The following is a 23,503-nucleotide window of genomic DNA, read 5'->3' on the forward strand; positions in this document are numbered from 1 at the left end:
ATAAATTAACCTCTAATTAACCCATTTATTGCTAGTATCATGTATCAAAATAAATTCTTTGTCGCATAAATCGAGGTTGTTCATGGATATAGATAAATTACAGTTATTATTAGTTGAGGATGATATTGACTTAGCCACCGCTGTAATCGATTACTTTGAACTTGAAAAGATCCAATGCGACCATGCTGCTAATGGCCTATCAGGGTTTAACTTAATCAAATCGAATCACTACGATGCCGTTATTCTCGACTTGAATTTACCAAAAATGGATGGACTAACGGTATGCAACACATTAAGAGCTGAAGGTGTCGATGTGCCTATTTTAATGTTAACAGCGAAAGACACACTGGATGATAAACTACAAGGTTTTGCCAAAGGTGCCGACGACTATTTAATTAAACCTTTTGCTATGGAAGAATTAATCGTACGCATTAAAGTATTATCTCGCCGACGCAGTGCACAAGCCAAAAAACTGATCATTAGTGGACTTTCATTAGACAACGAACAACAAATCGTAATGCGTGATGGTAAACGTTTAAAGCTATCCCCTATTAACTTCAAAATTTTAGAAACATTAATGTTAGCAAGCCCTAATCCGGTTAATCGAGAAAAGTTAATACAAAGTGTTTGGGGGGAGGAGCAACCCGACAGCAATAGCTTAAAAGTACATATGTTTAACCTTAGAAAAGCTGTAGATGGTCAAGGTGAAAATAAGCATCAAACAAAACTTATCCACACCTTAGTAGGTTACGGGTTTGTCTTAAAAGATGAGCAGAGCCAATGAAGATAAAACCTAGCTTACGCGTCTACTTTCTTATCGTAATGATCATTACCGGTATTACGACTATTTCTATTATGTCTGTAGTGAGTTTTAACTATTTTATCAATGGTTTAGATTTCTCAATACGTAAAGAGATGCGCACACAGGCTTATCAATTGCCTGTTTCTGAAGGCAAGCCAGTTAAACTGAATAATTTTATTATTGCCAGTACCTTTAATGATTTGCCAGAGTCTATTAAAAGCAAGATAGATGAAAAAAAGATGGAGGTTGGAGAGTTAGTTAAGAGCGTTGAAGGAAACCTTTTATTTGCTCCTCCTAAAGCCGGATATTTTGCGATGAAACTAGAACGCAATGGCGAAATACGTTTTGCTGCGACTTCATTCTTTTCTGATGTAGATAGGCCTTATACGGATAAATTATTCCCGCCTTTTAAATATTTAGTCATGATAGCCTTTACGGCAATGGCGTTATTTGCGTTAGTTCCTTATTTCATTTTACGTAAAGTGACTAAGCCAATTGAAAACTTAATGGCTTGGGCAAAACAACTTAATAAACAACAATTAACTAAACCAGCCCCTGACTTCCACTATAGCGAGCTTAACAGCTTAGCGGAAATCGTAAAGTCGAGCTTACAATCAGTACAAGCAGGCTTGGAACGAGAACAACAATTTTTAGGGTATGCTAGCCACGAATTACGAACCCCTATTGCGATCACGCGCACCAATACTGAATTATTGCGCAAAATGATTGAGAAAGAGATCAGCACAGAAAAGCAACTACAAGTCTTAGATAGGATAGAGCGTGCTAGTTTAAACATGACCAACTTGACGGAAACGCTGTTATGGCTAAATCGCCAAGCGGATAAATCGATTCCATTAAGTACCGTTTCACTTGGTCAATTAACCGAACAATTATTCAATGAATTACAATATTTACTCAATGATAAAAAGGTTGATATACAAATAAAAACCGATCAAACACAACATCAATTGCCAGCAGTATTATGCAGAATAATTATCAACAACCTAATCCGAAATGCACTACAGCATACTAATGAAGGTAAAATAGTGATCACGCAATCATCCCATCAACTGATAATTCATAATCAAGAGGTATCTGAAAATATGGTGGAGAACGATTTAGGGTTTGGCTTAGGACTTGAGCTAATAGAACGCTTAGTAAATCACTATGAATGGCAGTATAAGAATATAGCCACAGATAATGGTCATTATGTAGAGATTAACTTTGCCTGACCAAACTAATATTGAATAATACCAATGCACAAAAAAGCCAAAATACATTGCTGTATTTTGGCTTTTTTATGGTTATTTATTCGACATAATAACGGTATTATACCAATTATATTAAATAAATGATCTAAATTTCACGCAGGAAAAATGACTGAGTTCAAGGCGTAATTTAAGTTAAATAGCTGTTCTATTTGCGAAAATTACAACGAAGAAATAAGTTATTTTAACAAGTAAAATAGATCAGTTAATTAGTGTGATTAGTATTAGTTTACTAATGGGGCTAAATCAGCAGGACGGTAAAACACTGACTTTAATACCTTGCCTTTGCGTACGAGTTTGTTTTCTAACTGCACATCTTCAGCACACTTAGCGATGATAAAATTCCCTTTAACACTATCTGTTAATTGCACACCTTGCTTCGCATAAAAAGCAACAGTATCGTCGTACTCTTGTTGATTGCGACATACCTTACTCATGTTGCTTGAATGAACTTCATTCCAACAAGTAATGAAATCAATATCACGTTGCTTAGCGACATTTAAAAATAGATCAATTAAGTAAGCAATCGCTAGGTTATCTTCAACCTGCGTATCACCTAAATGTACCAAGCGTCCCATCAATACATAAACACTATCGACAATGGCGTCAGCCTGTTCTACTTTACAAGGTGCTTCAGCTAACTCAGTTAACTCTTCGATGATTAATGAGGTATGTAATTCATCGGCTTTTTCATCCATGCTTTCAGGAGCATTACACAGTAGATCAAAAGTTTCTCTAAACTGCGTAATATCTGTATAAAGCTTAGTATAAAGTTCAGTAGTTAATTGCGTTAATTTCATGGTGTTTCCTATCTGTAACAGAGTAATAGCAAAGTCTAAATTTAGCGCCCTATTATAGACAGGAAAAGTATTTAAATATATGGATTACGCTGCGCTATACACTAATTTACCTGCAACGTAAGTCGATTGGATATTACGCTCATCACCCAACATCATTAATGCAAATAACTTATCTTGTAGATTGGTTGAATTCTCAAGGCGTAAAGCTTGTAAATCGGTTGCAGCCCAATCTACAACAATAAAGTCAGCTTCTTTACCCGCAGTTAAATTACCTACTTTGTCAGCCATACTTAATGACTCAGCACTGCCTAAGGTCGCCATATATAAGCCTTTAAAGACTGATAGCGTTTGTCCTTGTAACTGCATAATTTTATAGGCTTCACTTAAAGATTGCAGTTGAGAAAAGCTAGTACCGCCACCCACATCAGTCGCTAAGCCAACACGTACTTTAATATCATCCGCTTTTTCTAGGTTAAATAAGCCACTCCCTAAAAACAGGTTCGATGTTGGACAAAATGCAATCACCGAGTCACTATCTGCCATGGTTTGCCACTCTTGCTCAGTTAGGTGAATACAATGTGCAAATACACACTTATCGCCTACTAATCCGTAATGGTCGTAAACATCAAGGTAGCCAGCACGTTCAGGGAACAATGATTTAACCCATTCGATCTCATCTTTATTTTCAGAAAGATGAGTTTGTACATACACATCTGGATATTCCGCTTTTAATTTACCAGCCATCGCTAATTGTTCGGGTGTAGAGGTGGGTGCAAAACGCGGTGTGATCGCATATTGCAAACGGCCTTTGTTATGCCATTTATCGATTAATGCCTTGGATTGGTCATAACTTGATTGCGCGGTGTCTAATAGATAATCTGGTGCATTTCGGTCCATCATGACCTTACCCGCGATCATGCGCATATCTATTTTATCGGCTTCTTCAAACAACGCATCAACTGACTCAGGATGCACAGTGCCAAACACTAACGCACTAGTTGTCCCATTCTTTAATAACTCATTAACAAAGAACTGCGATATTTTTTTCGCGTAGGCTTTATCTGAAAATTGTTTTTCTGTTGGAAAAGTATAAGTTTCTAGCCATTCTAATAATTGCTCGCCATAAGCGGCAATCATCTCTGTTTGTGGGTAATGGATATGTGTATCGATGAAACCAGGCATAATCAGTTGCCCACGTTTATCTTCTAATTGAGGGTATAAATCTGCACTTTCTTGTGAAAAAGTAGTCAATGAACTGACTTTACCATTTTCAGTGACCAGAATTCCGTCAGCAATGTATTGATATGCGTCTTCAATATTGTCGACTTTTGCAGGATCATTAAGGAAGTGTAAAAAGCTCGCGCGGATAGCTGTAATAGATTTTTGGTTCATAAAATTCGCCCATAGTTAAATTGAGATTAAAAAAATAACTATGATTTTTGACTTGAATTCAACAAGCCCTTGTTCAAGCGTTTTTATTATTAACAACCGAAAATCACCAAAAGCTAAGTTAATATATCCAATTTTTTTCAAATCCGAAAGTACTAATTACATATTATTAACATCTAAAAAAACACTTTGATTTAAAATATAAATAAAATAAATAATATAAAAAGTTAAATTAATTCACAGCTTTACCATTACAAAGTGTAATGACATAGCTATAATAGAGTCCCACTAAGGAGGACCCATTGCCCAACATCGCTCTAAAGCAAGACGGAAAATTATCGTTTAAACTCACCCACCACATGACACAAGGGACGTTTCGACGTATCGATTTATATTTTTCTTTGCCAAAAGAGATGGGTATTAATAAGAACACCTTATCTGAAAGTGATTACTTTAACGCAGGTATTGATGGTCGCCGTGCTTACCATACTCATGGTTTGCATTTACCTTTATTACACCGTCGCTTTGCAAGCCGAATGAAACGCTCTACTGCAGAGTACAAAAGCAACCTAAACATGTTTGCTTACCAATATATTTCAGCGTTAGAAACAGATGCCAATGAAGTGCTCGCTATTGGTGAAAATGAAGGATTAGAAGCTTTCTATGAGTCAGCAACTGAGCTAGCAGAGCATTGTTTAGATATCTTAAAAAAGCATCGTGGTCACCACCCTAAAAGTACAAAACTCAACTCGATCTATGAAAATGTGGATAACTATTTATCTTGGTTTACTGAGCAAACTATTCTTCGTATGTTAGTTAAAAAACCACGTCAAAGTGCTTTTTCAGAGGTCCGTTTATCATTACTGGCAATTTGTGAGTCAGAAAGTGAATACCGAAAGAAGAAAGGTTACAACTCAGATTCGACTCTGAAAGACGCTAACCGTATCGCCAATAAAATGCGCTTATTACGCCGCTTAATTGAATACAGTGTTATCTTCAAGAGTAAAACTATTGTACTTGGTAATATTACTCGTAAAGTAGTTACGGGCGTTGCCACAGCATTATTAATGAGTGTGGTCTTAGTATTAATTATCAAAACTCAGGGGGCCTTTAGCCAATTAACTGCACTCATGGTATTTATACTGTCGATTATTTACGGAGTCCGCGAAGTATTTAAAGATGACTTTAAAAATATTTTGTGGCGCTGGATACGTAAGGGCAAGCCGAAATGGGCTCGTACTTTGTATGATTCAACCAATCAACATGAAATGGCAAAACAAAAAGTTTGGCTGGATTACACCAGTAATGCCAGGTTGCCTCAACAAACCAAAGCCTTATTAGCTGAGCGTAATACTCAAAATAAACAAAGTGCACAGCTATTACATTACCGTATTGAAAGCCGCATCAGCAAAAATGGCTTTCAAGCTGGCTATGATACAATTGAAGAGAATATTTTATTTAGCTTACGTCCGCTTACTCGCTATGCAGAAGGTGGAACAGGTAAGGTATTTGAGCGTTTAAATGCAACCAATAATAAAGATAAAATACAAAGCACGACGATTGAAAGACGCTATCAAATCAACATTATTGTGGCTGTTGACCAAGGCCAATACTTAGAGCAATTCGAGCGCTACCGAATTACCTTAAACCGTTCTGGTATTGTAGAAATAGTGAAAGCGGGAGAGGCAAAAATTAAAGACCCAGCAGATAAAAAACGTCAATCGAAACTCTCTTCGTTATTACATATCAAACGACGTACTTAACTCATAAAAGTCGTTATCCAATAGCGGATAACGACTAGATACACTGCTAAAACAACCAAGATTGTAATGGCTGTTCTAAGCTGATCCCTTTACTGCCCCAACGGTCGATACTATTTACATGTAAGATACGCTCGAACTCTGGTAATAATTGTTTCAATCGAGCAGATACTTTTCTAGTGGTTAAGATCCACACTCCCGGAGATTCATCAATTAACGCTTTTAATTGTGCTTTATCTTGCTCCGTCCAGTTCAATTCCTCTTTAAACAAACGGTCTACTACAAACAATTGATTCGCAGAAGCAAAGTCTTCTAACTGCTCTGACAATAACACGACTGAGTCAATCTCTTTATCAAATAGCGTGGTTTGTTGCTGATTAATCAATTGACGAATATCAATCAACAATTGCTGTTGGTTTTTTTCAATGATCTGTTGTTGCTCTGGCCAAATTCGTTTTAAGTCATCACTAACAATACTCGACATAGTGCTTAAGTTATTCGGATTAAGCCAGGCATAAAGCGACGTGTTACCACTTGCTAATTGCACTGTCGCAACCCCTTTTGCTCTTGGTGAAATTGACTGAGAAGCATCGACTTCGATGATCTTAATATTACCCTGTCGCGCATAAGCAAATAGCGGGTCTTGTGGCCAAAGAGAACGCAATGTAATTACCACAGAAGCTTGTTGAGCTTCAGCCATCACTTTGCCTTCACCTTTTGTCGCAAACCAATGACCTAATCGTTCAATACCATATCGTTTAGGTGCAAGATACGTTGTTGTGATCGGCGTCCCCTTCATTAGCTGAGTCGCGAGCATATAGGTTACAGGGGTTGTAGTTAGGATATCTTTAGCCTCTGCATGGCTAGGTAGTAACAAGCTTGCAAACAGGATTAAACTAGACAAAGATTGTAAATAAATCGTTTTTTTCATGATTACTTTCTCCCAACAATACGCGTAACCGTAGCAATTAAAAAGAAACTTGCAGCCACTAAGATGATTGATGCGCCAGATGGTATAGGCAGTTTAAGCTCCATCGGCAATAAGGTACCGATAATACAACTTAAGGTCGCGAGCAGAGATGATAACAACACAAAGCTGCCCATGCTTTTAGTCATTAAGCGTGCCGTTGCACCTGGAATTAATAACAATGCCCCCACTAAAACAGCACCAACAATCTTGACCGCGGCTATGGTTACGAGCGTGATCATCATTACAAACAGATAATCATAGAAGTGCGTGTTATAACCACGTACTTTTGCAATATCTGGACTAATAGACGCTAATAGAATGCGATTAAAAGTAAACATTAAACCTACAATTATCAGTAAACAACTGAGGCCTAAGACTAATAAATCAAAGTCTGTAATGGTTAAGATTGAACCAAATAAGACGTTCTCTAGCATGTGGATATTAATTTTACGTGCTACATACATTAACAACGCCGCGCCACCAGCTAAAGCTACCGCAAGGAATACACCAACTAGGGTATCGTAAGGCACTGCTGTGCGATTGCGCACAAAATGCAATAGCAAGGCAAATATCATACAGAAACAAAATAACCCGATAATTGGATTTTCTGGTGGCTCTCCTAATAACACACCAATGGCAATACCAGTTAATGCCGCATGGCCAACCGCTTCAGAGAAAAATGCTAAACGTTTTGCAATGACTAAGGTACCTAGCCCTCCCAACAAAGGGCCGACTAGCAAAGCTGCGACTAAGGCATTGACCATAAATGCATAGGAAAAACTTTCACTTAACCAACCGGCTTCAGCCCCTTGGTTTGCTAATAAACGCAACGTATCCATTATGCGTCCCCACTTTTTTGCTGACTTGAATGATGACGATAATGGTTAAATAGTCGTTCTATTTTACTTGGTTTTAAAACGTCTTCCGCTTGCCCACTCTCTAATAAAATACCATTCACTACGTGTACAGTGGCTTGCAAGCGACGTACAGCACTGATGTCATGATGAACAATCAGAATAGTTTTCTTCTCTTTAACCAAGTCATTAATTAACGATTCAAAGTAACGTACACCTTGATCATCCATACCATTGGTTGGTTCATCTAAAATCAGTAAATCAGGATCATCTAATAACGCTTGTGCAAACAACACTCGTTGTTGTTCACCTCCGGATAACTGCCCCATACGAAACATTGCGCGCTTTTCCATGCCTACTCGAGCGAGTTGCTGTAATGCTTTTAATTTATGCTTTTTATTAAAGTTGAAAAACAAAGGAGAACGACTTTGATTTAATAATATAAAATCTAATACGGTCAGCGGTAAGCTCGGTTCAAAGGTGGCTTTTTGTGGTACATAACCGATCTTGCCTTTACATTGTTGCCATTGAAATTGAATATCACCTTTAAAGGGGGTTAGTCCAAGTATTGAACGCAGCAGTGAGGTTTTTCCGCCACCATTAGGTCCCATCACAACATGGCATTGTCCTGCTTCTAGCGTTGCAGTAACCTTTTCTAAGATGATGTTGTTTTCATAGCGTAAACTAACATCATTTAATATAATTGTTGGCCCCATTACGCGCCACCTGTTTGCTGTGCGGTATACTTCATCGCTTCGACCAAGGTGTCGATATTTTGTTGCATTTCGATCTCTACTTTATCTAACCGATAAGCTCCATGGGTCATGTGCGAGAACCGATATAATTTAATCCCAGTCTCTTTTTCAATAGTATCAACGTAACGATTAGGCATATTCAATTCATAAAACAGCACATCAATGCCCGATGAACGAATCTTTTCTATGGTTTCTTGTAATTGACTAGCGCTTGGTTCAACGCCATGAGCAGGCTCTATAACTGCAGAAACCTCAACACCAAACTCTTGTAGAATATAGCCATAGGCATTATGTGTGGTTGCTACCTTCATGCCCGCGGTATTGATGTCGCTCAATTCCATCATTGCCTGATGTTTCATCTTCCTAAACTTCAGCGCATAGGCTCTAGCGTTAGCACGATACAACTTAGCATTATCAGGATCAATTTTGCTCATTTCAGTGGCAATGGTATAAACCTTTTGAATCGTCGTAGACACTCCAACGAAGGTGTGAGGGTTTACGACACCGCTCCCCACTGACTGTCCCATTGCTGGCAATAAAGGCACATCTTTATTGGCTTTAATCACGATTAAGTCGTCACGATTAGCAGCTTTAATTACCTTTAAAGCGAAGTCATCATGACCAATGCCATTCACAATAATCACATCCATTTGGTTTAAACGACGTAAATCATTAGCTTGTGGTTGGTAGTTATGTGGATTAAAACCTTCATCGACTAATGGTAATACATCAACATGGTCACCCACTACCGCCTTTACATAACTAAAGTAAGGTTGCAGAGTAATACCAACAGTGAATTTCTTGGCATAAATTGAGGTGCTACAGACCAACAACAATAAGGTGATTGAGAGGCGTTTAAACATGGTAATGGTCTCGCTGCTACAATAAGGCCAAATATAATTTGGCCTATATAAAAATAATTAATGGTGGTGTGCTGTATCTTCAACTTCATTGTTAAAAATAACTTGTATCCAACCAGCGCTAATAAATTGCGCTACAGATAAATCTATTGAGTTGCTTTCTATCGACGTTAACGCATGTAGCAAGCTAGCTTGTTGATCTTTATCCAACCAAATATCTACTGTCTGACCTTGGCTATTTAATAAATAACGTGTTCCACTTTCAATTGGTTCGCTTTGATACACTCCCGGCGCAACCAATAACCATTGATGTTGGCCTCGGTGTTCCCAACTTTTATCTTTGACAAAAGGAGCTAACCAACTTTCCTCTAACTGCACCACGTCAGGCCATGTTTGATTCGTCTCATATAAATAACGAATCTCTTCATGAGCTAATCGAAGATCAGCAATCATAGCTAATGGAGAAGGGGTCAAGTCGTCGATAAATACCTGATGCTTTGCCAATGTATGATGGTCATCATGGGTGCGATTAAAAGGTAATAACAAGGCACCGAATACAAGGATAAGGGCACATAAAAAGGCAATCCAATACCCTTCATGCCCCCTATTTTCGCTAACAACGGATTGCGTGATCATTTTTCATCAATCTCTACACCGTCAACTTCAACTGGGTACTCGTGTCCAGAATCAAAGACAATGTAAAATTCATCAGCACTAAGCTTGAACGTTGCAATAGAACGCTTATCAGTTTTAACTTTAGCAATTAAGTTATCGTCATAATCATACATTTTAACGGCATAATCAGTTGCTTTACTGCCATCGCTATAACCTGCCTGGCATTCAATAATATCGCCTTTTGACCAGCACTCCATCAAAGGATAATGGGCTAATGCTGCGCTACTAATGAATAGCAAGCCAGCCCCGGCCACACTATTTCCGATGCGCTTAACCAATGACACTAAGGTAGTACCGCTTCAAAGGTTAGGTGCACAGCAACATTCATGTTGTCTGCTAATGGATTATTTTCAATTGGGGCTCTATGTGATGCTTTTAATAAATAACGACCAGCGATTTCAGGTGTAAACTCAATAAAACCTTGTTCATCACTTACCACATCTATTTGCTCTTGTTGGTTACGGTATAATGTGCCGTCGCGTGTAATTTCAGCTTTTACACCTGCTTGCGCTTTACCATTAAAGAACAACTGAAAACGCACAGGCTCTGTTGCCACGATATCAGCCGGGTTAGTTTCTGGTTGCAACTCTAAGTATTTACCTTCTAATGGGAAAGGCTTATCACTAGGTTTACCCACAGTAATGTAAGCTTCTGCACGGGTGTAGTTAAGTGTACTGCTTACATCGCGAGCACCTTCTGGTAATAATGCATCTCGCTCTATTTTGCTTGCTCGTAATCTTTTACGTGTATCACGTTTACCCGCTTTATATTGAGTTACGTAGCTTGGGAAGTTGTTAATTTGTACGCGGTGCGTACCTTCTTCAGTAAAATGAAAATCAAATACAGAGCGACGCTTGCCACGTAAAATTGTATCAGGACGTTCTTGTCGACCATCAGGCATAACAATACGTGCATTTTCAGCACCAGCTGGTTTATCTAATACAAAAGTACCATGTGATGCAGTTACATCAAATGTTAACCAATCACCACCTTCTTTAGAAATACTAAAATGAGACGGCAATATCCAACGCGGATGAGCATTCGCTACAGTAGAGAAGGCAAGACCAGCCACCATAGAGCAAAGAACAGTAACTATACTTATTTTTTTAGATAACATGTGATTCTCTCTTTTCATTGTTAATAGTAAATTTATTGAATATGGTAATGCAGATTAATCAAGCCAGTTTCTTCGGTAGGTTGCAACGTCAGCTTAAAATCTTGTTCGGCAAGTTGTATTTTTTGACGTAAATAGTTACGTCCACCATGCTCACGTACCACTTCAACATAGAAGGTATAATTACCTTGCTCAACAGGTTTACCTTGTTGGTCTAATCCATCCCATGAGAAACGGTACTGGCCAACAGGTCGAGTTGCAGAAGTCACGGCATCTACCACAGCGCGATCATTGCGCCCTACTTTACGCCACCAACTTCTTAAATCTTTTAACCACTCATCTTCACCAACCCATAGTTGGATAGTACGTACTGGTTGACGCTGTTCATCTTCAACCCAAACAGCAACATAAGGGCGTGCATAAATGCTCGCTTCTACAGCAGGAATAGTGAATTCAACATCCATCACAGCTTGTTCAGGAAGAGTCTTTGCATTCACCCAACTAGGTAAGGTAAGTAATAAACTCAATACATAAAACACACTTTTAAATTTCATTTTTAAACTCTCATTAAGGTACAGCAAATAGATAAATTAACAGGGTGACTACAGAACCAAAGGTCATCCATTTCAGTCCTAAACTAAAACTTTTCTTTTTCGGTACTAATAGACACACACCTGTTAAAGCAAAAAAGACCATTAAGAAACCACTAATATCAATAAACCACGCCCATACTTGACCGCTATTACGGCCTTTATGAAGGTCGTTTAGTACCGCCACGACACCATAATGTGTTGACTCTATTTCTGCTTCTTTAGTGACGAGGTTAATAAATACGGTGCTATTGAAGCCAGGGCCTTTGTAATCTAAAGAGACTTCTCCTTCGAGCATTTCCCCTTGCTCAATATCACTGAAAACCTGCATAGAAGAAGGTGTGCCAGAAAGGTTTGCTTTATGATTAAGGTAATCAAGTAAGCCGACTTTATTCACCGTCAAACGTGAGTTTTTCATGCTAAAAAAATGATCTGGAATAATTAATGTTTGCTGCTCGACCTGTGGAGTATCGCTGGTATATAAATTTGGGCGATTTAAAGTAATACCGCTAATAGCAAAAAACAAAACAACAAGTAATAAAGCCATCGAAACATAAATATGTAAGCGTCTTGCCCATAGTTGTACTTTTTTGTTTTTTAAAGAGAGAGCCATGAAAAAAGATCTTAATTAAGGAGCTGCTTATAAGGAATGCAAATGTAATTCATTATCATTTAATTAATAAATAAATTTACATTCTTTACATTTGGTAATTAAAGATAAGAACATAAAAATATATTAAAAGAATCGACTGAATTAAGATAAAAATCGACCTATAAAAAACGTTAATTTAAAAAAATAGTTTTTGGGAACGATTAAAAGAGAGTGCTTTTACTCTGTAGATAAAAATATTTTAAAGGCTTTCTATGGTTGGGAGAAAGTCCTTAAAAGTAGTTAACTAAAAAAAATTGAAAGGTGGACAGAAAATAGGCCGCTAGATTCCAATATTATTAAAGGAAAAAGAATAATAGAGGGGCAACTTTACTTAACCTCTCGCTAAAACTATAACCTTTACCGTGGACTGTTTTAATATGTAACTTAGACAAACCAGCATTAGACATTTTGCGGCGAATATTACTAATATGCACATCTAAATTTCGGTCAAACATCGAAAGATCTTTCTTTAACACCTCTTTCTGTAAGGTCGCTTTAGAAATGATATCTCCCTCTTTGCTTGTTAAATATTGCACTAATTGCTCTTCAGTATCAGTGAAAGGTAAGCGTGATATTTTAAAGGAGAATTGTTGGCTGCAATGGCTAAAGTTAGCGCGTTTTTTCTCTAAAGCGACCCGGCGAAGTAGTACATCTGTATGCACCAATAAAGCGTTGGCAGAGAAAGGCTTCATCAAGTATTGATCTGCCCCTGCTCTAAGCTGTTCAAGTAATGTATCTTGCTTATCTGGCTCACTTAAAAGCAAAATAGGAGCAGCAAAATCTTCATAGATCTTAGCAATCAACTCTACAATGAGTTCCGAGCTTGTGCAGTCATTAATAATAACAAGGTCTGCACCTTGTTGTTCTAGGAGGTTAAGTACACTGTCACTATTACTTAAGCAGGTCACTTGATGTGAAGCTTTGATCAGTATTTTAGTGATTAATGATCGACTTTCTAGATCGGTGTCAACCACTACTATATTAGACATAACAACCCTTATAAATGATAATGAGTCGTATTCTACTTTATGATTAATGTTTTATCAATATATGATTGTGGATATCTTGGCGGGAAAGGCGTGTCTCATGATTAATCGAGGAAAAACTTCGTAGAAAGAAGTATCTACGAAGTTTTCTTATACATTTATTAAGCTGAGATAGCCGCTGTTTTTGCTACTGATACATCACTACGACTTAATGCGTTTAACAACGCTTGCATTGAAGCTGTAACGATATCATCACAATGAGAGGCTGCACAGTAACGTTGGCCTTGAATACTAATTTGCACATAAGCCATTGCTTCAGCTTGTTCGTTCTCTGCCCCTAACTTACTTGGTAAAGCATGCTCATTGTAATCAAGTAACACGATGTCGTGTCCAATAGCGGCACTTAATCCCTTCACAAAGGCGTCTAATACACCTTTACCTTTACCAGATAGCTCAATATGTTGGCCCTGTGCCTGTACTTTAGCCTCTAAGGTATCAACACTGCCTTCTCGGCTTAACTGATAACTATCAATCGTTACCGCATGCACAGGGTTTAAATAAGTGTTCGAGAATATCTCATGAATTGCTGTTGGCCCTACTTCAGCTTCACTTTGCTCGGCAAAAGCTTGGATGTGAGGACTAAAATCAACCTGCATCCAACGTGGCATTTGAATACCGTAATCTTGTTCAAGTACGTACGCCACGCCACCTTTTCCTGATTGACTATTAATGCGGATAACTTGTTGATAGCTGCGTCCTAAATCACGAGGATCAATCGGTAAATAAGCCACCTCCCAATGTGCATCTGGGTCATCTTTACGTTTTTCTGCATCGATACTCATGCATTTGTTAATCGCATCTTGGTGACTACCAGAAAATGCTGCAAAGACTAACTCACCCGCATAAGCATGACGTGGATGAACGGCTAACTGAGTACAACGTTCAACCGTAGAAATAATACGGTCCATATCTGATAAAACTAATTCTGGATCAATACCTTGGCTATAGATATTCATAGCCATAGTCACGATATCCATATTACCTGTACGTTCGCCATTACCTAATAACGTGCCTTCAATACGGTCAGCGCCTGCCAATACACCTAACTCGGCAGCAGCAACACCACAACCACGGTCGTTGTGTGTATGTAAGCTAATTCTTACTGAATCACGATGACTAATATTATCGTTGATCCATTCAATTTGGTCTGCGTAAACATTTGGTGTTGATACTTCAACTGTCGCAGGTAAATTAATGATAACTTTATTATCTGGCGTTGGTTGCCATACATTGATCACTGCGTCACACACTTCTAATGCATAATCCATCTCTGTTCCAGTAAAACTTTCTGGAGAATATTGGAATGACCATTGTGTCTCAGGCTGTTGTTCAGCCATCTCTTTAACCCATTCAGCACCTTGAATAGCAATACCTTTAATCTCATCGCGAGATTTTTTGAAAACTTGCTCGCGTTGTACAGTAGATGTTGAATTGTATAAGTGTACAATCGCTTTTTTAGCCCCTTTTAATGCTTCAAAGCTACGTGCAATAAGTGGTTCTCTTGCTTGTGTCAATACTTGGATAGTCACATCGTCTGGAATATGGTTTTCTTCAATTAATTGACGTACAAAATCAAAGTCAGGAGCTGATGCAGCAGGGAAACCAACTTCAATCTCTTTGAAGCCAACATCCACTAATAACTTAAACATTTCTAGTTTTTGAGTTGGGCTCATTGGCTCAATCAATGCTTGATTACCATCTCTTAAGTCAACACTACACCAATCAGGCGCATGGTCGATTACCAGGTTAGGCCAACGGCGATCAGTCTTTTGAATAGGTGCAAAAGCACGATATTTTTTATGATTGAAACTAGATGCTTGATTATTATTGGCTGACATAAGACATTCCCTAAAAACGATTCTTTAATGGTTACTATTTGCTGGGTATCATACTAAGAAATTACAGATAAAGATAAAAGAATTAGCGAGTTGGCTCATCATGGTAAGAATATTGCCCCCCATTTCCGGTTAGAAACTTTGCTCGCTATCCATGGTGTAAACTATAGCGAACTTTTTTGAGTGAGTGATTGCAAAGTGACCATTAAAAAGTAAAAATATTGCAATAAATCACTACTAATAACAATAATAGTAGTGATCAATAACATTTTAAGGAGTTAGCATGCAATCAGTCGTAAAATTAGATCGGATAGATAAACAAATATTACAGCTCATGCAAGATAATGCCCGTATTAGTAATTTAGAATTAGCAGATAGTATTGGGTTATCACCGACTCCTTGCTCACGACGCGTAAAGCGCTTAGAGGAGTCTGGTATCATTGATAAACATGTCACACTATTAAAGAGCGCAGCCTTAGGCTTAAATCTAACGGCCATGATCGGTATCAGTATGGATCGACATACGCCGGAACGTTTTGAAAACTTTGAAGCATCAGTAACCGCGCTACCAGAAGTATTAGAGTGTTTAATTGTTACAGGGCAATCAGCTGACTTTTTATTAAAAGTCGTAGTACGTGATATGCAGCATTATGAACAGTTTCTATTAGGTCAAATCACTAAATTAGAGGGTGTGACAGGTGTCCATTCTAGTTTTGTGTTACGCGAAGTCTTAAAAAAGACTGCATTGCCATTAGATTAGCGTAACCTCTTTATACAAAATTACATTATTAAGTTATTTATAAGGAATACAATATGTCTTCAACTTTAGATAAAATCATCATAAACCCCACAGTGGAAGCTACTTCTTGCGTCATTTGGTTGCACGGTTTAGGGGATTCTGGTGCAGGTTTTTCACCTATTGTACCAGCATTAAAGTTACCAAAAGACCACGCTATTCGTTTTATTTTTCCGCATGCACCGGAGCAAGCAGTAACTATTAATCAAGGTGCAGTGATGCGATCTTGGTACGATATCAAAAGTATGGACTTGCATAACCGAGCAGATATCACAGGAGTCATGGAATCAGAACAACGTTTGCATGCTTTAATTCAAGAACAGATTGATAGTGGTATTACTGCAGATAAGATTGTACTAGCTGGTTTCAGTCAAGGTGGTGTAATTAGTCTATTTTCAGGATTACGCTACCCGCAAAAGTTAGCCGGTGTACTTGCTATGTCTTGTTACCTACCAAGCCCAGATCATTTACCTTCAGAGTTATCTATAGCCAATCAGCAAACCCCGATTATGCAGCACCATGGAGAGCAAGATGAAGTTGTTGCAATCAGTGCCGGTAAAATGGCAAATACACTATTGGTTGATGCAGGTTATCCGGCTCAATGGCAATCTTACATGATGCCACATTCAGTCGTTGCAGAGCAGTTAGTTGATATCGCTGAGTGGATCCAAAAAGTATTGAAGTAAAAGTAAAACTATCGCCCCGAAATCACTACATTTCCTATCAAAATCAAATAGAGATCGGGGTAAAAGTTAAATGGCTATTTTAAATAAAGGTTAGCATCACTACTTTAAGTTGGCAGATAAATGATCTATCAATAACCTTATCTTAGGTGATAAATAACGATTCTGTGGGTAGACGGCCCAAATCCCCTCCGATGGTTCTCTGAATTGATCTAAAATAGTCACTAACTGCCCTGATTCAATGTAGGATTGCACGTAATAATCAGGTAACTGTACAATGCCAATATTCTTTAAAGCGGCATCCACTAGACTTAAACCACTATTACAACGCAAATTACCTTTTACTCTGATATTTTTTTCTTTACCCAGCTCAATAAAACGCCAATAGTCACGAGTGCCTAGTAAACAGTTATGCTGTTTTAATTCAGACAATGAATGTGCTTCGCCGTGTTTTTGTAAATAAGCTTTAGATGCACACACGAAATTAGAACGCTGGCTTAGTTTTTTAGCAATCAAGCTGGAATCTTGTAATTGACCTAACCTGATCGCCACATCAAAACCACCATCAATAAGATCTACACGATTATTGGTTAACTCAGTTGTCACTTCAATACCATCATGTAAAGCGACAAAGTCATTAACCAGTGGTAGTATTTTTTGTTCGCCATAAGTCACGGGAACGGTAAGTTTGATATTCCCCTGTGGTTTACTTTGCAGATTAGTGATTGCTTGCTCTGCATTATTCAAACCATCCAGTAAATTACGACAATGTTGGTAGAATAATTGTGCCTCTTCGGTGAGTGATACTCTACGTGTGGTTCGATAAAAAAGTTTGACCTGTAAGCGTTTTTCTAAGGTACTAATTTGCCGGCTAACCTGTGCCGTTGATATATTCAGTTGTTTAGCCGCGAGCGAAAAGCTATTGCTCTCCGCGACGGCAACAAATTCATTAATCCCTTGCCATGACATTGTTACCACCTAGTAAAAGTAATTTTCATTTTAGATAGATTATCATTATTGTAGAAACAAATATAATAGTTACACAAAAATGACATACACACATAATTGGAGTAGATATGACAGATCAATTTATTAAATCAAAAGCAGCTATTGCATGGGGCCCAAATCAACCGTTAGTTGTTGAAGAAGTTGATGTAATGTTACCAAGAAAAGGCGAAGTGCTCGTTAAAGTTATCGCTTCGGGTGTTTGTCATACAGATGCATTCACATTATCAGGTGAAGATCCTGAAGGCTTGTTTCCAGTTATTTTAGGTCATGAAGGTGGTGGTATCGTTGAACAAGTTGGTGAAGGAGTAACCAGTGTAAGTGTTGGTGATCATGTCATCCCATTGTATACCGCTGAATGTGGTGTTTGTAAGTTCTGCACATCAGGTAAAACTAACTTATGTAGTGCCGTTCGTGAAACACAAGGCCGTGGGGTAATGCCAGATGGCACAAGCCGTTTTTATAAAGATGGTCAACCTATCTTCCATTACATGGGTTGTTCAACTTTCTCTGAATACACAGTATTACCTGAGATTTCACTAGCAAAAGTAAACAAAGAAGCGCCACTTGAAGAAGTCTGTTTATTAGGTTGTGGTGTAACAACAGGTATGGGTGCAGTATTAAATACAGCTAAAGTAGAAAAAGGCGATAACGTTGCGATCTTTGGTTTAGGTGGCATTGGCCTATCTGCAATCATCGGTGCAAAAATGGCCGGAGCAAATAAAATTATTGGTATTGATATCAATGAGAGTAAGTTTGAACTAGCGAAGCAATTAGGTGCGACAGATTGTATCAATCCTAAAAACTTCGACAAACCAATTCAAGATGTGATTGTTGAAATGACAGACGGAGGCGTTGAATACTCTTTTGAATGTATTGGTAATGTTGATGTAATGCGTAGTGCGTTAGAATGTTGTCATAAAGGCTGGGGTGAATCAGTAATTGTTGGTGTGGCTGGTGCAGGACAAGAAATTTCAACTCGCCCATTCCAATTAGTAACAGGTCGTGTATGGCGTGGTACTGCATTTGGTGGGGTTAAGGGGCGTTCTCAATTACCAGCCATCGTTGAACAGTATTTAGCTGGAGAATTCAAATTAAGTGACTTTATTACCCATACCATGCCACTTGAAGACATTAATAAATCATTTGATTTAATGCACAGTGGTGAAAGTATCCGTAGTGTAATTCACTTCGAACACAAATAAATAGATCGCTTACTTATGGCTAAGCATGTATCAATGCTTAGCCTCTTCATTGTTTTAAAAGGGCTATAATGATGATCCTTGAAAATATCAGTAGTAATAAACTCTTTGAAGGATGGCACAAACAATATACTCACCCTTCTTCTGTATTAAATTGTGAAATGCGTTTTGCTATTTATTTACCTCCTCAAGCAAGTGCTAATAACCCAGTACCTGTCATGTATTGGTTATCCGGTTTAACTTGTAGTGATGAGAACTTCATGCAAAAAGCAGGCGCTCAGAGATTAGCTGCTGAGTTAGGTATAGCAATTGTTGCACCTGATACTAGCCCACGTGGAGAGCATGTAGCAGATGATGAAAAACAAGCTTATGACCTTGGCTTAGGCGCAGGTTTTTACGTTAACGCGACACAAGCGCCTTGGAATAAACATTATCAAATGTACGACTACATTGTGCATGAACTACCAACCTTGATAGAAGCCAACTTCCCTGTCACTCAACAGCGAGTAATCAGTGGGCATTCAATGGGTGGACACGGTGCATTAACTATTGGTTTACGTAATCCAAACTTGTACACATCAATCAGTGCATTCAGCCCAATTTGTAATCCAACCAATTGCCCTTGGGGACAAAAAGCATTTACGGCTTACTTAGGTGAAGATCGCAATGCTTGGAAGGCTTACGATAGCTGCGAACTACTAGCACCATTAACTGAGCATCAACCTATTTTAATTGATCAAGGAACCCAAGATTCATTTTTACAAGAGCAGTTAAAACCAGAAAACCTTTCTGTACTGGTCACTAAAAATACTAATTACTTTAAACTTAATATGCGTGAAGGTTATGACCACAGTTACTACTTTATTAGCAGCTTTATAGAGTCTCACCTACGCTTCCACGCCTTAAATTTAGGTTTGCTTAACAAATAAATGCCTAAAAATTAATTAAGCTTTTTCATTTTCCGCCGATACAGTAAAGGCAGTATTTGCCTTTACTTTCTTCCATATCAACACTCGAAGATAGTTAAAAAGTTCATGCTTAGTCTCCTATTCAATCGTTTAAAGTTAAATATTATGCTTAATCGTGATAGGTGACGGTGATTTTTCAAACAGCTTGAGTGTAATTTTCACTCTCACTTTTTAGGTAGTAGTGATACAGTCTAATTATCGTATTTCACAATAACTTTTATACTATAAGGATTTAGTTTGAATTTATTTAGAAACTTAACGTTATCATTTAAGATATCAGGCTTGGTGCTGCTTCTATTATGCGCCCTCTTATTTATCTCGATTAACCTAGTCAACAACAGCAGGGAAGTGGTTAAAAATATCACTTTAGACTCAGAGATTTTAAAGTTTTACTCCCTTACCAACAACCAATGGAAAGAGATCACTAAAGCTTATCAAGACTCGGAAGAGATGGGCATGAAGTTTTCTGCTCGCGCCATTGAACAATCAGAGCTAGAGGCATCAACCAATAAAGTAAAAACACTGCTAGCAAGCTATCAAGGTAATTTATTGGCAATTAGTCCCACACTTCAACAACAATGGGATGAGCAACTTTCATTACCCCAAGATCAAGGTTTAATCGTAGCGCGCGACCAATTAGTAACGCAGATTAAGCAATTAGAAAGCGCTTTATCAGACTTAACAAACGTCTGGTTAACCCAAGCGACCTTTGTAGCACGTAAAAAAGCAGAAAAGGCTGCGCGTTTAGCCGTTCCTCCAATTCTAGACAGTATCGAGCGCATTAATAATATGCATGATGAATTAGTGAATATTCGTGCAACCAACATTATTGAAAAAGAAAATTACATCATGATTCAATCAATGGTGTTAGCCGTGAGCATCTTCTTTATCGTGATTGTGATTTCTTTTTTAATCATTAGGAAACTCAAAACAGACCTGCATAGTATTGTTTCTGCTACTTCTTCTTTAGCTCAGGGAGATCTGAGTAAAAATATTGATGTAGGTAACAATAAAGACGAGATCAGTGAAATTAAACGCTCAGTCTCTTCGATGACCAGTAATTTAAAAGGTATTTTCCAGTCAGTGATTGCGATGGCTAATAATTTAAATGACTCAACCAATGGCTTACTAAAAGATAATCAGCAAAGAATTGAAGATGCTGAATTTCAACGCACTAGAATGACAACCCTATCAAATTCAGTGGATGACCTTTATCAAGTGTCGACACAGCTTGCTGAACATGCGGACAATGCGGTCGCTAAATCAGACAATGCTATTGAGTCGGCACAAAAAGGTAAAGAGATAGTGTACGACACTATTAATTCTATTGAAGATTTAGCTAGTGAGATCGAAAACTCAGTGACAGCTATTCAACAGTTAGATATTGAAGCAGATAATATTACCAATATTTTAGAGGTGATAAAAAGTATCGCTGACCAAACTAATTTACTCGCATTAAATGCAGCTATTGAAGCAGCACGAGCCGGAGAACAAGGCCGAGGCTTTGCTGTAGTCGCCGATGAAGTTAGAAATTTAGCACAGCGTACACAAGATTCTACTGGTGAAATTCAAGTCACATTAGAAACCCTAAAGCGCAGTACTTTGAGTGCAGTCTCTGTGATTAATAATAGTCACAATAAATCACTACAAAGTGTTGAACATGTTTCCAATACAGGTCATGTAATTGATGAAATTAATATTTCCGTGGAGCAAATTAAAGATATTTCCAAACAAACCTCTACAGCATCGCTTATACAAACCAATACCTTGGATGAGATCCGCGCCAATGTGAAAGAGGTTAACCAAGTTACCGAAGAGAACAATAATCGAGCTCAAGTCTCAATGGCTTCTGCTTCTTCATTATCGGACTTAAGTGAAGAACTACTGAGTTCTGTTAGTTACTTCAAATTAAAATAAATTTGGCTCTTATAATTTAATTAGCCATAGATAATTAGGTATTCATCTATGGCTTTTCTCTTCTAGCTTTGCCTACCACTTCCATCACTTTAAAAATTGCCACAATAGTAATAAATACTTCATGGTTGTCGCTTATATTCCCCACAACATATAACACTGTCTCATACTAATTATATTAAAAAATGATCTAACTTTTGCATAGAAAAATGACTTAGTTTAAGGCGTAATTTGAGTCTTTCGAAGATTAACTTCGTTAATAATATATCGAAGAATTAACGACAAAATAAGTTATTTTAACAACTAAAGTAGATCCATTAATCAGTGTGATTGGTATCAGTCACTTTGAATATAAAGAGACTGTTATTATGCAAAGTTTAAGTTGGGCGAAAATCAGTGTGTGATGAAATTATTCTAACGTTTTACAGGTCTTTATCTGGACTTTTTATCAATTCAGTGAACTTTCACGAATTGCATGGCGTATATGTTTTAAACTGTAATAATATTCCTTAGAAGGTTTCTCAGATGGTGAAAGAAGTCGTGCTGCGTTTAGGTGAAAAAATGATGCCTAAAGCGCCAAAAGTATTACTGAGCAATGGTGATTATTGTGTTCCTCAACACTATTTGACCTATCATCACACGCTAGCAAGTGTGGAAGCATTAATATGTGATATTGAATACGATCCAAGGTATGTGGTTTTTGCTGCACAAGAAGCCAATGGTTTATATATTCAAGTCGGCGTAATTGGACACGATAACTATCACAAAAAATCGTCACTAAAACAGAATAAAGAAAAGTTATTATTTGGCAGAAAATGGCGTGTTGAGCCTGAACTACCAACCTCCGAAATCATTCAAAGCGTTTTTTTAGCAATTAAAAAATCTCGTGAGCATGAAGTAAGAGAACTATTTAAACTAACACTTAATGACAGTACAACCACCCCATTCAACACACATATAGATTTACCTTTAATGGCTGAGTTTTATAATAAAGATGAGCTGGTTAATGAGCAGCACATCACCTTTAATGCACAGCAAGAAGTGGAAAATACACTGGCTAAAATTAGTTACGATCACAGCACGTTAAGCTTACTTGATGTACAGCAGCGACCAAATGGCCTGTGGTTAGTGGATATCAATGTCCATCAAAGTGAGCGCAGTACCTTGATAGAAATGACTAATGCGACATTATACCTAATGGTTGAAGACCTTTCGTTGAATACTTTGAGTAGAGGGTTAATGCATGAGTTTGTTAGATTAAGTGATTTACATGTGGATAAACATTTTAATTACCGAGGCTTTCACCGTTTTGATCCAAGTATAGACATTGCAGATATTGCCGACCTATCACAACAAACTCGTAAGCATGAATTAGCTGCTCACTTTGCTAGTGAGTTTTCTAAAACGAATCAAAAAGTAGATTTGATGCGTATTCCTCCAGTGCAAGCCGGAGCCCTAGCCAAAAAGCATAAACAAGTTATCGAACAATATTTACAACCTGCTAGTTAATACAAGCTTAATCTAAAACTCTATTTGAACATCGCAATGATTAACGATGTTCAAAT

General features: G+C 37.8%; 23 protein-coding genes. 9 read left to right on the forward strand and 14 right to left on the reverse strand.

Annotated elements, in window-relative coordinates:
• Positions 1–82 precede the first annotated feature (82 nt).
• Positions 83–784, forward strand: coding sequence for a response regulator transcription factor (locus AC0L3W_RS11215; RefSeq protein WP_290039399.1), 702 nt, complete (start codon positions 83–85; stop codon positions 782–784).
• Positions 781–2,034: a sensor histidine kinase gene (locus tag AC0L3W_RS11220; RefSeq protein ID WP_290039400.1), complete on the forward strand. Its 1,254-nt coding sequence runs from the start codon at positions 781–783 to the stop codon at positions 2,032–2,034. Before AC0L3W_RS11215 ends, AC0L3W_RS11220 begins: the two co-directional genes overlap by 4 nt.
• 260 nt (positions 2,035–2,294) lie before the next feature.
• On the opposite strand, the gene AC0L3W_RS11225 is transcribed toward AC0L3W_RS11220, so the two are convergent.
• Together AC0L3W_RS11225 and guaD are read right to left on the reverse strand one after the other, a co-directional pair.
• The gene (locus AC0L3W_RS11225; RefSeq protein ID WP_409438867.1) at positions 2,295–2,870 is read right to left on the reverse strand and encodes a nucleoside triphosphate pyrophosphohydrolase family protein; all 576 of its coding nucleotides are present in this window, start codon (positions 2,868–2,870) and stop codon (positions 2,295–2,297) included.
• Positions 2,871–2,954: 84 nt separating this feature from the next.
• Positions 2,955–4,262, reverse strand: a complete 1,308-nt coding sequence (gene guaD, locus AC0L3W_RS11230; protein ID WP_409438866.1) for a guanine deaminase — start codon at positions 4,260–4,262, stop codon at positions 2,955–2,957.
• A 299-nt stretch (positions 4,263–4,561) separates the two neighbouring features.
• Here guaD and AC0L3W_RS11235 point away from each other — a divergent pair, with 299 nt between their 5' ends.
• Positions 4,562–6,022, forward strand: a complete 1,461-nt coding sequence (locus AC0L3W_RS11235) for a hypothetical protein (RefSeq protein WP_290039403.1) — start codon at positions 4,562–4,564, stop codon at positions 6,020–6,022.
• 46 nt (positions 6,023–6,068) lie between these two features.
• On the opposite strand, the gene AC0L3W_RS11240 is transcribed toward AC0L3W_RS11235, so the two are convergent.
• From AC0L3W_RS11240 to leuA, 11 genes are all read right to left on the reverse strand, one after another.
• Positions 6,069–6,950 carry a metal ABC transporter solute-binding protein, Zn/Mn family gene (locus AC0L3W_RS11240; protein WP_290039404.1) on the reverse strand — a complete coding sequence of 294 codons (882 nt, stop codon included), beginning with the start codon at positions 6,948–6,950 and terminating at the stop codon, positions 6,069–6,071.
• A gap of 2 nt (positions 6,951–6,952) precedes the next feature.
• On the reverse strand, positions 6,953–7,828 hold the full coding sequence (locus AC0L3W_RS11245) for a metal ABC transporter permease (RefSeq protein WP_290039405.1): 876 nt from the start codon (positions 7,826–7,828) through the stop codon (positions 6,953–6,955).
• Entirely contained in the window at positions 7,828–8,559 is a 732-nt protein-coding gene (locus AC0L3W_RS11250; RefSeq protein WP_409438865.1) for a metal ABC transporter ATP-binding protein, read from the reverse strand. Before AC0L3W_RS11250 ends, AC0L3W_RS11245 begins: the two co-directional genes overlap by 1 nt.
• Positions 8,559–9,461 (reverse strand): metal ABC transporter solute-binding protein, Zn/Mn family, encoded by a 903-nt coding sequence (locus AC0L3W_RS11255; protein WP_409438864.1) that lies wholly within the window; start codon positions 9,459–9,461, stop codon positions 8,559–8,561. Before AC0L3W_RS11255 ends, AC0L3W_RS11250 begins: the two co-directional genes overlap by 1 nt.
• Positions 9,462–9,518: 57 nt before the next feature.
• Positions 9,519–10,094 carry a DUF6162 family protein gene (locus AC0L3W_RS11260; protein WP_409438863.1) on the reverse strand — a complete coding sequence of 192 codons (576 nt, stop codon included), beginning with the start codon at positions 10,092–10,094 and terminating at the stop codon, positions 9,519–9,521.
• Positions 10,091–10,417, reverse strand: a complete 327-nt coding sequence (locus AC0L3W_RS11265; RefSeq protein ID WP_409438862.1) for a hypothetical protein — start codon at positions 10,415–10,417, stop codon at positions 10,091–10,093. Before AC0L3W_RS11265 ends, AC0L3W_RS11260 begins: the two co-directional genes overlap by 4 nt.
• Complete coding sequence (locus AC0L3W_RS11270; protein WP_409438861.1) at positions 10,417–11,250, reverse strand: DUF4198 domain-containing protein; 834 nt, start codon at positions 11,248–11,250, stop codon at positions 10,417–10,419. Before AC0L3W_RS11270 ends, AC0L3W_RS11265 begins: the two co-directional genes overlap by 1 nt.
• A 32-nt stretch (positions 11,251–11,282) precedes the next feature.
• Entirely contained in the window at positions 11,283–11,801 is a 519-nt protein-coding gene (locus AC0L3W_RS11275; protein ID WP_409438860.1) for a DUF2271 domain-containing protein, read from the reverse strand.
• A gap of 13 nt (positions 11,802–11,814) precedes the next feature.
• Positions 11,815–12,450: a PepSY-associated TM helix domain-containing protein gene (locus AC0L3W_RS11280; RefSeq protein WP_290039412.1), complete on the reverse strand. Its 636-nt coding sequence runs from the start codon at positions 12,448–12,450 to the stop codon at positions 11,815–11,817.
• 335 nt (positions 12,451–12,785) lie between these two features.
• On the reverse strand, positions 12,786–13,478 hold the full coding sequence (locus tag AC0L3W_RS11285; RefSeq protein ID WP_409438859.1) for a response regulator transcription factor: 693 nt from the start codon (positions 13,476–13,478) through the stop codon (positions 12,786–12,788).
• 158 nt (positions 13,479–13,636) lie between these two features.
• Positions 13,637–15,373, reverse strand: a complete 1,737-nt coding sequence (leuA, locus tag AC0L3W_RS11290) for a 2-isopropylmalate synthase (protein ID WP_409438858.1) — start codon at positions 15,371–15,373, stop codon at positions 13,637–13,639.
• Between the two features lie 280 nt (positions 15,374–15,653).
• Here leuA and AC0L3W_RS11295 point away from each other — a divergent pair, with 280 nt between their 5' ends.
• Both AC0L3W_RS11295 and AC0L3W_RS11300 read left to right on the forward strand, forming a co-directional pair.
• The gene (locus AC0L3W_RS11295; protein WP_409438857.1) at positions 15,654–16,130 is read left to right on the forward strand and encodes an Lrp/AsnC family transcriptional regulator; all 477 of its coding nucleotides are present in this window, start codon (positions 15,654–15,656) and stop codon (positions 16,128–16,130) included.
• Positions 16,131–16,183: 53 nt separating this feature from the next.
• Positions 16,184–16,852: an alpha/beta hydrolase gene (locus AC0L3W_RS11300; protein WP_409438856.1), complete on the forward strand. Its 669-nt coding sequence runs from the start codon at positions 16,184–16,186 to the stop codon at positions 16,850–16,852.
• Between the two features lie 99 nt (positions 16,853–16,951).
• On the opposite strand, the gene AC0L3W_RS11305 is transcribed toward AC0L3W_RS11300, so the two are convergent.
• Entirely contained in the window at positions 16,952–17,818 is an 867-nt protein-coding gene (locus AC0L3W_RS11305; RefSeq protein WP_290039417.1) for a LysR substrate-binding domain-containing protein, read from the reverse strand.
• A gap of 107 nt (positions 17,819–17,925) precedes the next feature.
• On the opposite strand from AC0L3W_RS11305, the gene AC0L3W_RS11310 reads away from it, so the two are divergent.
• The 4 genes from AC0L3W_RS11310 (at position 17,926) to AC0L3W_RS11325 (ending at position 23,447) form a co-directional block, all read left to right on the forward strand.
• Positions 17,926–19,059 carry an S-(hydroxymethyl)glutathione dehydrogenase/class III alcohol dehydrogenase gene (locus AC0L3W_RS11310; protein WP_290039418.1) on the forward strand — a complete coding sequence of 378 codons (1,134 nt, stop codon included), beginning with the start codon at positions 17,926–17,928 and terminating at the stop codon, positions 19,057–19,059.
• A 71-nt stretch (positions 19,060–19,130) separates the two neighbouring features.
• On the forward strand, positions 19,131–19,985 hold the full coding sequence (gene fghA / locus AC0L3W_RS11315) for an S-formylglutathione hydrolase (protein ID WP_290039627.1): 855 nt from the start codon (positions 19,131–19,133) through the stop codon (positions 19,983–19,985).
• 276 nt (positions 19,986–20,261) lie between these two features.
• A complete protein-coding gene (locus AC0L3W_RS11320; protein WP_290039419.1) occupies positions 20,262–21,941 on the forward strand; it encodes a methyl-accepting chemotaxis protein in 1,680 nt (559 codons plus the stop codon).
• 522 nt (positions 21,942–22,463) lie between these two features.
• A complete protein-coding gene (locus AC0L3W_RS11325; protein WP_290039420.1) occupies positions 22,464–23,447 on the forward strand; it encodes a hypothetical protein in 984 nt (327 codons plus the stop codon).
• Positions 23,448–23,503 lie beyond the last annotated feature (56 nt).

This window comes from Psychromonas sp. KJ10-5 (genome assembly GCF_055808325.1).